Below are 15,072 nucleotides of genomic sequence, written 5' to 3' on the forward strand. Positions count from 1 at the left end.
AAATATTAAGATACAAAAAGGTAAAGCCGGGAAGGAGGTTTTTATATTGCAACGTTTTTTAAGAGGACCTGGTATTTATATATTAATATTAGCTATTATAATTATAATGGCGCAATTATGGGGTACACCGACTGAGGCCCCGTTGGAAATAGAATATTCCACATTAGTGACTGATATAAATAACGGTAAGATCACCAGCATTAACATTACGGGCAATGAAGTAACCGGTCGTTATGCTACGACTGGCAGACAATTTAAGGCTTATGTGCCGCCGATGCTTATGACAGCGTTCGGCGATTTTGTGGATTCAAAGGCGCAGCAGGGGCTTATAAATCTTACTACCGCTCCTGAGCCGCAGCCATCTATATGGCTTAGCTTATTGCCTTTTATCATACTCATAGGCATTATGCTGGTATTCTGGTTCGTATTTGCGCAGCAGGCTCAAGGCGGTGGCAATAGGGTTATGTCTTTCGGCAAAAGCAGGGCCAAGATGCATACCGATGATAGGAAACGCGTGACCTTCAACGATGTTGCAGGTGCAGATGAAGAAAAGCAGGAATTAAAAGAAGTGGTTGAGTTCCTGAAAAGCCCGAGAAAGTTTCTCGAATTGGGCGCCAGGATACCTAAGGGTGTGTTGCTCATAGGCCCACCGGGAACGGGCAAAACTTTATTGGCGAAGGCGGTAGCAGGTGAAGCCGGCGTACCGTTCTTCAGCATCAGCGGTTCGGATTTTGTCGAGATGTTCGTCGGCGTAGGTGCTGCGAGGGTGCGCGATTTATTCGACCAAGCCAAAAAAAACTCGCCATGCATAGTATTTATAGATGAGATAGATGCCGTCGGGCGCCATAGGGGTGCGGGCCTGGGTGGTGGCCATGATGAAAGGGAACAGACGTTAAATCAGTTGCTCGTCGAAATGGACGGTTTCAGCGATAATGAGGGTATAATAGTGATGGCGGCTACAAATCGCCCCGATATATTGGATCCAGCCCTTTTGCGTCCGGGCCGTTTTGACCGTCATGTAGTAGTAGGTGCACCCGATGTAAAAGGCCGCGAGGAGATCATGAAAGTTCACTCAAAAGGCAAACCGCTGGCGCCTGATGTGGATTTGAAAGTATTGGCGAAGCGTACGCCAGGCTTTACGGGAGCAGATATAGAGAATATGCTCAACGAGGCTGCTATATTAGCTGCCAGAAACGGTAAAAAAATTATAACAATGCAGGAATTGGAAGAGGCTATAACGCGTGTTATAGCAGGGCCGGAAAAGCGCAGCCGCATAGTCAGCGAGAAGGATAAAAAGCTCGTGGCCTACCATGAAGCAGGTCATGCTGTAGTAGCCAAACTGTTACCTAATGCCGATCCGGTACACGAGGTTTCTATAATACCGCGTGGTATGGCCGGAGGCTATACTATGACGCTTCCCGAGGAGGATCAGTACTATGTGTCCAGAGAAAAGCTGTTGGATAGAATAACTGAGTTATTGGGTGGACGCGCTGCCGAGAGCCTAATCATGAATGATGTAAGTACGGGAGCGTCCAATGATATAGAAAAAGCTACGAGTATGGCCCGAAAGATGATAACCGAGTATGGCATGAGCGATGTTATAGGCCCAATAACGCTGGGTACCAAGGAAGAAGAAGTGTTCTTGGGAAGAGATTTGGGAAGCTATCGCAATTACAGCGAAAAGGTAGCGGCGCTCGTCGATGGGGAGATAAAGCATATAGTTGAGGAATCCTATAAAAAGGCCGAAAACCTGTTGCGCAATAATATCAATAAATTGCATAAGGTAGCGCAGGCCTTGATGGAAAAAGAAAAACTCGGAGAGCAGGAGTTCAACGAGGTTTTTGCCAGTGCGTAATGTCGTATACGTAATAGAGGGTGAAATAGCCCTCTATTTTTTTTGCCTTTTATGTTATAATATATGAAGTTAATATACAAATGGAGGACTTATGCTAAATTGGATCAAGAATTTCACATTCAGATTGGGCTTTGCGCTGCAGTGGAGACCATCGTTGCGGAAAAGGACACCGCTATAACTTTTGGTAGCGGGGCTATAAGCGTTTTCGCAACGCCAAGCATGATAGCTCTTATGGAAAAAGCTGCTCTATCGGCTGTGGATCTTCATCTTCCGAAAGGATACGCCACAGTAGGCACACGCATAGAGGTAGAACATATTGCTGCTACACCTGTGGGTATGAAGGTTAGAGCTGATGCCGAGTTGATAGAGATAAATGGGCGTGCTTTAACGTTTAAGGTACGTGCTTTTGACGAGAATGAGATGATAGGCCAGGGCGTTCATCAAAGGTATATAGTAAATATAGAGCGTTTTATTAACAAAGCGAATTCTAAGTTTAAGAGAGAGCGATAAATATGGTTTCATTGACAAAGTCGATTGATTTGGCTCAAGCAAAAGAATTATTAAAGAGCGTAGGCGTTAAAAGCCCATTAGCCATTGATATTATGGCCAAAAAAATGATTCATTTGCTTATAAGGTTAAGCGATGTTCCCCCTATGGCAGCTAATATAATAAAACAGGAAATGCTAGCGATAGGAGGAGATGCAGCTGTTTCTCATGGTGCGCTCGACCTTTCGGTGGATAAGACCGACGTGCTTATAATGGGGACGTATGATCAAATATTAAAGGCGCTGCCTCAAATAAAACTGCAGCCATTTGGATTAAAGCGTATATGCGCCGAAATAGAAAAAGCGTTGGCGGCAGATGGCTTGCCCCCGAATAAGGAGGATGGTACGGTTGATAGATAATACGGGCGATTGTGAAGAAGTATGTGTGCATCATGATATAGTAGATCCGGTAAAAGCCAATATGCTTTCGGATAAAGAGGCAATCGGGCTGGCCGAAATATTCAAGGCGTTAGGTGATGTTACGCGCGTCAAGATACTCTATCTTTTGGCAAACGCCGAGCTTTGCGTTTGCGATATAGCCGATGCGCTTAATATGACGCAGTCGGCTATTTCGCATCAGCTACGAGTTCTGCGAGATTTGCGCCTTGTTAAATTTCGCAAAGACGGGAAATCGGTATTCTATTCATTGGACGACGAACATATATTGCAGTTGTTTAGTCAGGGTCTGGAGCATGTGGAACATCAATAAAGGATATGGTTCAAATGCGTTGTTACAAAAGTAACAAATAGAGCAAAGGGGGTGCTTTATGCGCGCTATATGGAAAGATATAAAATTATACGTTTTAATAGCTGTCGTAGCGCTGGCAGCGTTTATAATTTATAAATATTCTTTGTTAAGCTATTTGAGTGAAGAAAATATGGAGCGGATAGTCCGAGCAGCCGGACCGTGGGGGCCGCTGGTGTTTATAGGTATAAATGTATTAAGGCCGCTTTTATTGCTGCCTGTGGGCTTGTTTTCGGTAGTAGCTGGCGTCATGTTCGGTACCGTTTACGGCACCATATATACGTCTGTAGGCGTGGTTATAGGTTCTATATTGGCTTTTTATATAGCTAAATATTTTGGCCGTGATTTTATCGTGCGCCATTTTGGTGATAAACTGAATAACTTTGATCGAATAAGCAGCGACCATGGTTTTATCATAATTATGTTGCTTCGCATAACACCTATCTTGCCTGTTGATGCTATAAGTTATGGAGCAGGCTTATCGAAAATAAGCGTTTGGGATTTTATATTGGGTACGGTTATAGGTATACTGCCTGGCACTTTTGTTTACGTATATATGGGAGCCATTTTAAGGGCATTAAGTATTGAAAAAATAATAATTGCCATAATATTATTTATAGCGGCTATGCTCATACCATTGATATGGAAGGATAAGATAAAGTATCTGATATCAGGCAATAACGACAAGAAAGGCATGTAATATCTATGATGGAAAGACTGCTAAAGAAAGAAAATATAGGTATCATCATATTGGCGGGGATGATTTTATCGGGCGTATACTTAGCCAACAAATATCATGTGAGCCAATACATGGATCCAAACAAACTCGGTGGCACGCTGCAAACCTTTGGCGTGTGGGGTCCGTTGGTTTTCATGGCTTTATGTGCGTTGAGGCCGTTATCGCTTTTGCCGGTCGGCTTATTTTCTTTTGCTGGTGGCTTTATATTCGGTTTTGTATATGGTACGATATATACTTATATAGGCATCGTGACGGGAACGTTTATAGCCTTTGGTCTGGCTAGATATTTTGGCAGCGGTTTTATTAATAAACTGCTAGAGCGTGCTCTAAAAGGTAAGGCTGCTGATGTTTTTGCACAGGTTAGAGAGGAGAAGGCTTTCAGTACCGTTTTCTTATTGAGGGTGGTGCCAATATTGCCCGTGGACGCTGTGAGTTATGGTTCGGGATTAACTAATATAAAGTTCAAGGATTATGCATTAGCCACAATGCTCAGTATGGTTCATGGAACGGCAGCTTACGTATATATGGGCAGTATGGCACGGCATATAACGGTAGACAGCGTGGCCATATCGATTTTGTTGTACATAATTGTAACTGTAGTACCTATCGTATTGGCTATACGCTTTAATAAAATACCTATATTGAATATACTGCTTAAAGATGCTTTTAATAAGTTAAAGAATAGAACATAAAATTTTCCATCTTATGAATTGCAGTTTTGCATCTGCGGTTTGTGATATGTAACTGAAACGGGTGATATAAAGCGATGCAAATGATATAAAGCCGGAGAACGCCTTGAAATATTGCGTAGGCGTACTCAATGAGTGTAGCGTAGAGCAAGCGTAGGTCGGGCATGGACGCCCGACCAGCCGGCACTAAGCATGGACGCGAATTGCCGGCGTTAGCTTGCTCAAGCGAAACGAATTGTAAGTACGCCAGCAATATTTCATGAGAGGGCGTAGGATTTATATCATTGCACGCGCTGAATTTCCTATATTACGAATTGTAGTTTTGCATACCGAGGGTTGACTGCAGCATTGATATAGTATAAACTAAGATAATGTAAGGAATTTATAATGAAAAACGGGATGTGATATAGTGGCGTTGCAGGTCATAGATGACATAAGACAAGCCGAGGCTAAGGCTGAGGCTATAGAGCAGAAAGCCGCCGAACAGGCTCGCGATATAATAAGACAAGCCCGGCATGAGGCTGATGCCTTGATAGCTGAGTCAGAGAAAGAAAGCCACCGGAAGGCGATTGAGATGCTAGAAAGAGCAAAAGCCGAGGCCGAGGCAGAAATACAACCCGAACTGCGAGCAAATGAGCAGCGCTGTGATCAGCTTAAGGAACAGGCTTTAAGCCGCATGGATGCAGCGGTGGAGTTGATATTGGATAGGCTCGGGGGTACATAATAATGGCTATCGTCAAGATGAAAAAACTCACACTGGCGGGATTGATAAGCGATGAGAAGGCTATCGTACAGACGCTGCACCGTATGTCATTGGTAGAGATAACAGATGTAAAAGAGCAGCTTTCGGATGAGCAGCAGAGCATTATAGATATGCAGCAGGTTCAGGATAAGTTAGAGCAATTGGATAACGATATATCCAGAATAAAATATACGTTGGATTTTTTGGAACGTTTTGTGCCCGATAAAAAGGGTATGTTTACCGGTAAGCCTCTGGTTAAAGCTGACGATTATAAAATGGCGGTACAAAAGCTAGACGAGCTCGTGAGGGTTTATGAAACGTGCCGCGGTCTTGATGAAAAATTAACTTCAATAAAAGGTCAACGCATGCGCATAAACAATGTTATAGGCCAAATGAGCCCATGGGTAGCATTGGATACGCCTTTAAGCGAAGTAAAGGACACGCGTTTCGTGCGCCTTGTATTGGGGACCATGCCCGTTATGCTGATAGACAGCTTTAAGAAGGCTGTCGAAGAGAATGGCATAGGCTGTTATATACATAATATCTTTCAGGATCGTAATACAGCATATCTTTTCATAGTATTCCATAAAGATGATCAAGAGATTTTGGAGCCGATACTCAGACAATATGAATGGAATGATGCCGATTTGGCCGAATACTCACTGAAACCTGCGCAGCATATAGAACAATGGCAGCATGAGCTGGAGAAACTAGAACGCTCGGAAAATGAAATTATAAGACAGTCGGTGGAATTGACGAAGTATAGGCTGGATCTTAAATTGGCAAATGATTATCTTATGATACAAAAGCAGCGCGCCGAAGTGCTATCTGACTTTGCTGCTACCAGACAAACGTTTATATTGACAGGCTGGGTGCCTGCAGAGAGGATGGATGAGCTGCAAGGTAGGGTTTCGTCCATCACCGATGCTTATTGGCTGGATTTTGAAGACCCTGTCGAGGGAGAGCCCTTTCCCGTAGCGTTTAAAAACAATAAACTGTTAAGACCGTTTGAAATGCTCACTGAAATGTACAGTATGCCGGCACCCTATTCCATTGATCCTACGCCGGCTGTGGCGCCGTTTTATTTCATTTTCTTCGGCATGATGATAGGCGATGCCGCTTACGGCATATTGATATCTGTAGCCTTCTTTGCAGCCATGCACTTTATGCGCACCAAAGGCATGGGGCAAAAGCTCATAATGTTGCTGGCATTATGCGGTATATCCACGATATTTTGGGGCGCTATGTTCGGGAGCTGGTTTGGCGATCTCTTTCATATAAAGCCACTGTGGTTTAATCCTATGGAGCAACCCATGCTCATGATGGTTGTAAGCCTGATATTCGGTGTAGTCCATATATTGGTGGGCATAGGCTTAAAAGCCTATATGAGTGTGAAAGATGGTCATGTAGCCGATGCCATATTCGATCAGATGTCATGGATGATGGTACTGGGAGGGGCGTCGGTGTGGTTGGCGCCACTGTTGTCGAATATGCTGTTGTCGACGCCAGCACCGCAACTGGAAGGCGCGGCGCAGATCGGGCTTTATGTGGCTGTTGCGGGCGTGGTCATACTTTTGGTTACTCAGGGCAGATCTCAAAAAAACATCTTTATGAAGGTTTTTTCAGGTGTGGGCAGCCTTTACAATATAACCGGCTTTCTTAGCGATATATTATCGTATTCGCGGCTATTTGCACTGGGCTTGGCATCCGGCATGATAGCAACGGTCATAAATATATTGGCCGGTTTGGTGGGCATGAGCGGTATAAACCTTATCATTTCCATACCAATCTTGATAATAGGCCATTTGTTTAATCTGGCCATAAACGGCTTGGGAGCATATGTTCATTCCAGCCGACTTCAATACATAGAGTTTTTTGGCAAGTTCTTTGAAAGCGGAGGTAAGGCCTTCAGGCCTTTCCATATAGAAACAAAATATACAGATATTGAAAATGAGGAGGCTGTTTAATCTTATGGAGTTAGGACAATTTTTTGCATTTGCTGGTATAGCGGTAGCCACGCTGTTGGCTGGCATAGGATCGGCTATGGGGACCAGCTTGGCTGGGCAGGCTGCAGCAGGCGTGGTTACTGAGGACCCGGATAAGTTCGGTCAGACATTGGTACTGCAGGCGTTACCGGGTACGCAGGGTATATATGGATTGATAATAGGCGTTATAATGATGTCTCAGCTAGGCGTATTCGGAGCCAATATACCGGATCTCAGCGTACAACAGGGGCTTATGTATTTGGCTGCGGGTTGCCCTATCGGCATAGTGGGCTTGATATCTGGTATATACCAGGGAAGGGCCGCTGTGGCCAGCATAGGCATCATAGCCAAGCAACCGGGCCAGTTGGGCAAAGCCATAATATTCCCGGCTATAGTGGAAACCTATGCTATACTGGCACTTATCGTTTCGTTACTGATGACGCTAGGTATAAGGGTCTGATAAAAATGGCCGGTATAGATAGTATAATTCGTCGCATAGAGGATGATGCCAGGGATAAGGCTGAACAAATACTCAATGATGCTCGCGTCGAGGCCGATGATATAGTCGATGCAGCCCGTAAGAAGGCACATGATATTGAGAGCAGCATATTGAGTGAAGCCGAGTCCGATGCTGCTGAAGTAAAACGGCGCATGCATATGGCTGCCCAGTTGCGCATGCGCAAAGACATACTGGCGGCCAAACAGGAAATGATAGATAAAGCCTTTGAGCAGGCGCTCCAGCGTATCGAGGCCATGGATGCCGAACATTACAACCAATACATAAAGCGTTGGATATTATCGTCAGATATAGACGGCGACGAAGAGATCATCATATCTGCTGCTGATAGAGGGCGTATAACGCCTGAATTTATAGCCTTGATAAATGAGGAATTGAAGGCTGCCGGCAAAATCGGCTCTATGTTTTTATCGGAAGAGCATCGCGATATTCGAGGCGGTTTTGTATTGAGAAAGGGCGGCATAGAGATCAACAGTTCTGTAGAGGCCCTTGTGCGCATGGATCGTGATGAATTGGAGTCGGATATAGCGCGAGCGCTATTCGGCGAGGTGGAATAGATGCCTGTAGATTTTACATATGCAGTAGGGCGCACGAGGGTATTGGAAACCAGGCTTTTGGATAAAGACCGTATAGAACGCATGGTAGCAGCCGCTAACGCGGATGAGGTGTTGCGTGTCCTGGCCGAAACGGCATATGGCTCTATAGCATCGCAGATAAACGCCGACGAATATGAGATTATGCTTAATGCCAGGCTTAAAGAAGCGTATGAACTCGTACGGCACATATCGCCAACGCCGGCAGTGGCCGATATATTGGCATTAAAATATGATTTTCATAATTTAAAAGTTTTGCTTAAGGACAGGTATCTCAAGCAGTATGATGATGAGATATTGGTGAAATTGGGCACCGTGGACATTGAGAAACTTAAATCGTATATGCAGGAAGATGATTTCAAGGGAATGCCCGGTGTATTGAGAGATGCTATAATTGAGGCGCAGGCAGCTTTTGAAGTAAGCCGCGACCCTCAGGATATAGATATGACACTGGACAAGGCGTATTATGAGGCTGTATATGCCATAGCTGACGATATGCACAGCGATTTTGTAAAGGAGCTTTTCAGGCGGCAGGCCGATATGATAAATATAAGGACTTTTGTACGAGTAAAAGCCATGGGAAAGGACAGCCGATTTTTGGTCAAAGCGCTTTTGCCGGGAGGGTACCTCGATGAGACCTTCTTTATAGAGCTTATGGACCAAACATTGGGTGCCCTTATAGACAGGCTGAGGTTTACGCATTACGATGGCCTTGTTGATGGTATTGCCGAGTTTGAACGTACCGGGCGGCTTACGGTTTATGAAAGGCTTATGGATGACAAATTGCTCTCTTATATACGCGACAACAGGTCGGATCCTTTCGACCCGGCTGCTGTCATAGGATATTTGTGGGCGCTAGAGAACGAAACGCGTATAGTGCGCATAATAATGGTAGGCAAGATAAACCATATGCCTTCCGATGCCATAAGGCAGAGGATTAGGGAGGTGTATTGAATTGTATAAGGTAGGCGTGATAGGCGATAGGGATTCGGTGGTAGGTTTTCGATCGCTGGGCCTCGATGTGTTTGCCGTATATAATTTTGATGAAGCTGCGGCATGCATAGATACTCTGGCCAAAGAGGATTACGCCGTATTGTTTGTAACCGAGAATATGGCTGAAGGAATAGAGAATGTTATAGCAAAATACAGGGACAGGGTGTTCCCTATTATAACGCTTATCCCCAGCAATCAAGGGGTGAAAGGCATAGGCATGCAGGACCTTAAGAGAAATGTGGAAAAGGCTGTAGGCGCCGATATTCTATTTGGGAAAGAAGGGTGATGGTTTGAGTCAAGGCAGCATAGTCAAGGTTTCCGGACCGCTAGTGGTGGCGCAGGGCATGGGCGATGCCAATATGTACGATGTGGTGCGCGTCAGCGGTATGGGATTGATAGGAGAGATCGTCGAGATTCACGGCGATATGGCCTATATACAGGTATATGAGGAGACGTCGGGATTGGGGCCGGGAGAACCGGTGGAAAGCACCGGCCAGCCGCTCAGCGTGGAATTGGGGCCGGGCCTCATAGAGGCTATATACGATGGCATACAGCGGCCGCTTAACGCCATACGCGAGCAGGCGGGCGACCGTATAGCGAGGGGCGTAAGAGCTCCTTCTTTGGACAGGGATAAAAAATGGCATTTTACGCCGGTTATAGAAAAAGGAGCTCATGTGACGGCCGGCGATATAATAGGTGTGGTGCAGGAAACGCCTATAGTAGAGCATCGCATAATGGTGCCTTATGGGATAGAGGGCACTGTAGAAGAGATATATGAAGGGGATTTTACCGTAGAGGATACGGTGGCAAGGGTAGCTGTAAAAGGCGGTATAAAAGAGATTACAATGATGCAGCACTGGCCTGTCCGTCGCGGGCGGCCTTATAAGCGCAAACTTCCGCCAGATAGACCGCTTATTACCGGCCAGCGCGTCATAGATACCTTGTTTCCTGTGGCAAAGGGTGGTACAGCTTGCATACCAGGCCCCTTCGGAAGTGGGAAATGCGTATCAGGTGATACACCGATTGTTTTGGCCGATGGCACATTGACTACCATGGATGAGCTTTTTGAAAACGCTTTGTGCCGTGGGAAGGTGCAAATGCAGGGCTGTGAAACATTGGTAGAGTTGGATCAGCCACTATCCGTTTTGACCATGGACAATGGCGTGGGGATTGAGGCGCAGGCACCGATTGTGTATAAGGGCAAGAGCGATACATTGTTGTGCGTGCGCACACATAGTGGCCGTTCGGTTAAGGTCACACCCGTTCACAAGCTTTTCAGGATAGACGATAGCGGTCATATAATAGAAACCCAAGCGGGCGATCTTAAACCAGGCGAGTTTATAGCGGCGCCGCGCCGGCTTAAAGCTGATGCTGGCGATGCCGCGTTTGAGTTGGAGATATCGCCGAATGTACGCGTTATGGATGATGATGTGCGGCGCAATATATCGGTTATACTCCGCAATATGCGGGCTAACGGTACTTTGGATTCTGTAGTAGGGCTTAGCCGCGCATCGGCCGAGAGCATTATTTACGGTAAGCTCACGGCATCGGTAGAAACAGTGGGCAATATATACGCCGCTGCCGAGTTGGAACTACCACGGTTTAATAACCTGCGCGGCGCTCGTGCCGGCCATATAGTAAGGCTGCCGCAAAAGGTTACGTCTGAATTGGCCGAACTGGCGGGGCTTTTCATAGCCGAAGGCCATATACGCGATGAAGGAACGGTCATATTCACCAATTCCGAAGCGAGGCTGCGCCAAAGATTTAAAGACCTGATTATGAAGGTGTTCGGCATACCCTGCAAGGACGTATTGCAATCCGGAAAAACGCCGTCGGTAGCTGTGTTCAGCACGACTTTAGTTTGTATATTTGAAGCTATGGGTATGGCGGGTAATTCGAAACATAAATCAGTGCCTCCTGTTATAATGCGCTCGAGCGACAAGGCATTAGCGGCATTTTTGCGCGGATATTATCTGGGCGACGGCAGCTTTTCGGAAGGTGAGATAGAATTCAGTACAGCCAGTCCAAGATTGCAGATAGCTGTTTCTTATGCTCTGACGCGTCTGGGTATATTCCATACAATGGCCAACAGTGGGCGCAGGCATCGTATATTTGTACGCGGGCGCGATAATCTGCGTGCTTTTTATGAGTTCACGGCCGGCGGGTTTGCCGATCATTTAAAGTTCAACGCTATTATGGAATATGTGAATTCCAAGAAGACGACTTATACAGCCCACGATATAGTGCCTGTAGGGCCTGAATTGATAGAAAGGGTATATGAGGCGGCAGGCCGTCCCTATGCAAGGTTGAAGAAAGCCGGTATAGAGATAACGAATTATACGCGCAACGGCGAGAGGATGAGCGCCGATAAATTTAAGAAATTCGTTGAGATAACCGGTGACCCCACGGGAGAACTGGAACAGCTTTGTCTGTACCTCGATGATTTTTTCTGCGATGAGATAGTAGCGATCGATGAGATGGAAGGTCCGTTCGACGTGTATGATGTTACAGTGCCTGAAACTCATAATTTCATAGGGGGAACGGGCGCGTTGGTACTGCATAATACTGTGGTTCAGCACCAGCTGGCTAAGTGGGCTGATGCCGATATAATTGTATATGTAGGCTGCGGTGAGCGCGGCAACGAGATGACCGATGTTTTGATGGAGTTTCCGGAGCTAAAGGATCCTAGGAGTGGCCAGCCTCTCATGAAGCGCACAGTCCTCATAGCAAATACGTCCGATATGCCGGTGGCCGCGCGTGAGGCTTCCATATATACCGGCATAACCATAGCGGAGTATTTCCGCGATATGGGGTACAGCGTGGCGCTAATGGCCGATTCCACATCGCGCTGGGCCGAGGCTCTGCGCGAGATGTCCGGCCGACTGGAGGAGATGCCGGGTGAAGAAGGCTACCCTGCTTACCTGTCCAGCCGTCTGGCCGAGTTCTATGAGAGGACCGGTTATGTAAAATGCATGGGCAGCCAGGAGAGAGAGGGAACGCTTACGGCGGTAGGTGCCGTTTCGCCGCCCGGCGGCGACATATCCGAGCCGGTGACCCAGGCGACGTTGCGCATAGTCAAGGTATTCTGGAGCTTGGATGCCCAGCTTGCGCGTGCCAGGCATTTCCCAGCTATAAATTGGTTGCTAAGCTATTCGCTTTATATAGATAATATACGGGATTGGATGAACGAGAATGTGGCGCCGGATTGGATGGATTTGAGAATGCAGGCCATGAGGCTGTTGCAGGAGGAGTCGTCGCTGGAAGAGATAGTGCGCTTGGTGGGTATAGACGCCATATCAATACGCGATCGCTGGGTACTGGAAGCGGCACGCTCAATACGCGAGGATTTCCTGCATCAGGTGGCATTCGATGAGGTCGATACTTATACCTCGATGAATAAGCAGTACCGCATGCTCAAAATTATAATGGATTATTATAAGCGAGGCCAGCAGGCATTGGACGAGGGAGTGGAACTGGATGCTATCACCAACCTGCCAGTTAGAGAACGCATAGACCGGGCCAAGTATATAAAAGAAGAAAACATGAACCAATTCGATGATATAGAGAAACAAATGGCTGAGCAGTTTGCACAGCTTTTGGAAAGCAGTAAGGCGTAAGGAGGCAAATATGCTAAAGGAATACAGGACCATACGCGAGGCGGCCGGCCCTCTTGCGCTGGTCGAACAGGTAGAAGGTGCTAAATACAACGAGCTAGTGGAGATAGAGGAGGCCGATGGCAATATACGCCGCGGTAGGGTGCTGGAAGTGGACGCCGGTAAGGCGCTGGTGCAGCTCTTTGAAGGCTCTCAAGGCCTGAATATAGCCGGTAGCCGGGCCAGGTTTCTCGGCAAAGGCATAGAGCTAGCGGTATCCCCGGATATATTGGGTCGCGTATTCGATGGACTGGGACGTCCCAATGACGATGGTCCTAAGATTATACCGGATAAAAGGATGGATATAAACGGCGAACCGATGAACCCAACTGCGCGCGATTATCCATCTGAGTTTATACAAACCGGTATATCGGCCATAGACGGGTTGAATACATTGGTGCGCGGGCAAAAGCTGCCGATATTCTCTGGCTCTGGGTTGCCGCATGCACAACTTGCAGCGCAGATAGCCAGGCAGGCCAAGGTATTGGAGGGTGAGAGCCGATTTGCAGTGGTATTTGCGGCCATAGGTATCACCTTTGAAGAAGCCAATTTCTTCATATCGGATTTTCAGCGTACAGGTGCTATAGAGCGCGCCTGCGTATTTATAAACCTGGCCAATGATCCCGCTATAGAGCGCATATCGACGCCTAGGACGGCCCTTACGGCAGCCGAATATCTAGCATTTGATCTCGGCATGCATGTGCTGGTAATCATGACCGATATGACCAACTATGCCGAAGCACTGCGTGAGGTGTCGGCGGCGCGCAAAGAGGTTCCAGGCAGGCGAGGATATCCTGGCTATCTGTATACCGATTTGGCCAGCATGTATGAACGTGCCGGGCGCATAAAGGGCAAAGAGGGTTCTATAACCTTGATACCCATATTGACCATGCCAGAGGATGATATCACCCATCCTATACCCGACTTAACGGGCTACATAACCGAGGGACAGATTATATTGGGCCGCGAGCTGTTTAGAAAGGGCGTTACACCCCCAATAGACGTGCTGCCGTCGCTGTCGCGCCTTAAGGATAAGGGCATAGGCCGCGGCAAGACGCGCGAGGACCATGCCGATACAATGAACCAATTATTCGCCGCCTACGCGCGAGGCAAACAGGCCAAAGAGTTGTCGGTGATACTGGGAGAAGCGGCCCTTTCGGATACCGACAAAATATATGCCAAATTTGCAGATGGATTCGAGGAGGAATATATATCCCAGGGATGGGATGCCAACCGCTCGATAGAGCAAACATTGGATATCGGATGGAAACTATTGTCCATATTGCCGCGTACAGAGCTTAGACGTATACGAGATGAATTCCTCGATAAATATCTGGGCGACACCCAGAAGGCAGACTCGGGGGTGTAGCCGTTGCCACAGATGAACGTTAATCCAACGCGCATGGAGCTTACGCGCCTTAAAAACCAGCTTGCCATCGCTGTGCGCGGGCATGGCCTCATGAAGGATAAACGCGATGAGCTTATGCGGCGGTTCATGGATCTTATAAGGGAAAATAAAGAATTACGCGAAAAGGTCGAGGTGGAATTGACCGAAGCGCTGCATGGAGTTCTGCTGGCGCACGCTGTCATGTCGCGAGAGATGCTGGAAGAGGCGGTTATGTATCCGACACGGCGTATGGATATAGATGTCAAGATGATCAATCTTATGAGCGTTGAAGTACCTTCTATAAAATATAAAGAAGATGACTCTGCCGATGTATCGATGTACCCCTACGGATTCGCGAATACGTCCGGAGAATTGGACAGCGCTATAGCCAGGCTGCACGAAATATTGCCCGATATGCTGGAGCTGGCTCAGGTGGAGAAGACGTGCCAGAGGCTGGCCGATGAGATAGAGCGTACCAGGCGGCGCGTCAATGCGCTGGAGTATATAATGATACCGCAGCTTGAAGAAACCATACGATATATAACAATGAAACTCGATGAAAATGAGCGTAGCACCTTGACTAGGCTCATGAAGGTAAAAGAGATGCTGCAGGAGAGGAATTTATAGCC

15 protein-coding genes are annotated in these 15,072 nt (G+C 47.0%); all 15 read left to right on the plus strand.

What is annotated here, in order from left to right; all coding sequences use genetic code 11:
* The first annotated feature begins 46 nt into the window (after positions 1–46).
* The 15 genes from ftsH (at position 47) to MAHAU_RS03110 (ending at position 15,070) form a co-directional block, all read left to right on the plus strand.
* Positions 47–1,855: an ATP-dependent zinc metalloprotease FtsH gene (gene ftsH / locus MAHAU_RS03040; RefSeq protein WP_013780254.1), complete on the plus strand. Its 1,809-nt coding sequence runs from the start codon at positions 47–49 to the stop codon at positions 1,853–1,855.
* Positions 1,856–1,954: 99 nt separating this feature from the next.
* On the plus strand, positions 1,955–2,365 hold the full coding sequence (locus MAHAU_RS03045) for a thioesterase family protein (protein WP_013780255.1): 411 nt from the start codon (positions 1,955–1,957) through the stop codon (positions 2,363–2,365).
* A 2-nt stretch (positions 2,366–2,367) separates the two neighbouring features.
* On the plus strand, positions 2,368–2,760 hold the full coding sequence (locus tag MAHAU_RS03050) for a hypothetical protein (protein WP_013780256.1): 393 nt from the start codon (positions 2,368–2,370) through the stop codon (positions 2,758–2,760).
* Positions 2,741–3,109: an ArsR/SmtB family transcription factor gene (locus MAHAU_RS03055; RefSeq protein ID WP_049783330.1), complete on the plus strand. Its 369-nt coding sequence runs from the start codon at positions 2,741–2,743 to the stop codon at positions 3,107–3,109. The genes MAHAU_RS03050 and MAHAU_RS03055 overlap by 20 nt, the downstream gene beginning before the upstream one ends.
* A gap of 58 nt (positions 3,110–3,167) precedes the next feature.
* Positions 3,168–3,845: a TVP38/TMEM64 family protein gene (locus MAHAU_RS03060; protein WP_013780258.1), complete on the plus strand. Its 678-nt coding sequence runs from the start codon at positions 3,168–3,170 to the stop codon at positions 3,843–3,845.
* 5 nt (positions 3,846–3,850) lie between these two features.
* Positions 3,851–4,576, plus strand: coding sequence for a TVP38/TMEM64 family protein (locus MAHAU_RS14870; RefSeq protein WP_013780259.1), 726 nt, complete (start codon positions 3,851–3,853; stop codon positions 4,574–4,576).
* A 406-nt stretch (positions 4,577–4,982) separates the two neighbouring features.
* Complete coding sequence (locus MAHAU_RS03070) at positions 4,983–5,297, plus strand: hypothetical protein (RefSeq protein WP_013780260.1); 315 nt, start codon at positions 4,983–4,985, stop codon at positions 5,295–5,297.
* Positions 5,298–5,299: 2 nt separating this feature from the next.
* Positions 5,300–7,282 carry a V-type ATP synthase subunit I gene (locus MAHAU_RS03075; RefSeq protein WP_013780261.1) on the plus strand — a complete coding sequence of 661 codons (1,983 nt, stop codon included), beginning with the start codon at positions 5,300–5,302 and terminating at the stop codon, positions 7,280–7,282.
* Positions 7,283–7,286: 4 nt separating this feature from the next.
* Positions 7,287–7,760, plus strand: coding sequence for a V-type ATP synthase subunit K (locus MAHAU_RS03080; RefSeq protein ID WP_013780262.1), 474 nt, complete (start codon positions 7,287–7,289; stop codon positions 7,758–7,760).
* 5 nt (positions 7,761–7,765) lie between these two features.
* A complete protein-coding gene (locus tag MAHAU_RS03085) occupies positions 7,766–8,374 on the plus strand; it encodes a V-type ATP synthase subunit E (RefSeq protein WP_013780263.1) in 609 nt (202 codons plus the stop codon).
* Positions 8,375–9,364, plus strand: coding sequence for a V-type ATP synthase subunit C (locus MAHAU_RS03090; protein WP_013780264.1), 990 nt, complete (start codon positions 8,375–8,377; stop codon positions 9,362–9,364). It begins immediately after the preceding gene.
* A 1-nt stretch (position 9,365) separates the two neighbouring features.
* Positions 9,366–9,689 (plus strand): V-type ATP synthase subunit F, encoded by a 324-nt coding sequence (locus tag MAHAU_RS03095; RefSeq protein WP_013780265.1) that lies wholly within the window; start codon positions 9,366–9,368, stop codon positions 9,687–9,689.
* A 4-nt stretch (positions 9,690–9,693) separates the two neighbouring features.
* Entirely contained in the window at positions 9,694–13,020 is a 3,327-nt protein-coding gene (locus tag MAHAU_RS03100; protein WP_013780266.1) for a V-type ATP synthase subunit A, read from the plus strand.
* Between the two features lie 10 nt (positions 13,021–13,030).
* The gene (locus MAHAU_RS03105; RefSeq protein ID WP_013780267.1) at positions 13,031–14,425 is read left to right on the plus strand and encodes a V-type ATP synthase subunit B; all 1,395 of its coding nucleotides are present in this window, start codon (positions 13,031–13,033) and stop codon (positions 14,423–14,425) included.
* 3 nt (positions 14,426–14,428) lie between these two features.
* Positions 14,429–15,070, plus strand: coding sequence for a V-type ATP synthase subunit D (locus tag MAHAU_RS03110; protein WP_013780268.1), 642 nt, complete (start codon positions 14,429–14,431; stop codon positions 15,068–15,070).
* Positions 15,071–15,072 lie beyond the last annotated feature (2 nt).

The organism is Mahella australiensis 50-1 BON, assembly GCF_000213255.1.
Classification (GTDB): Bacteria; Bacillota; Clostridia; order Mahellales; family Mahellaceae; genus Mahella; species Mahella australiensis.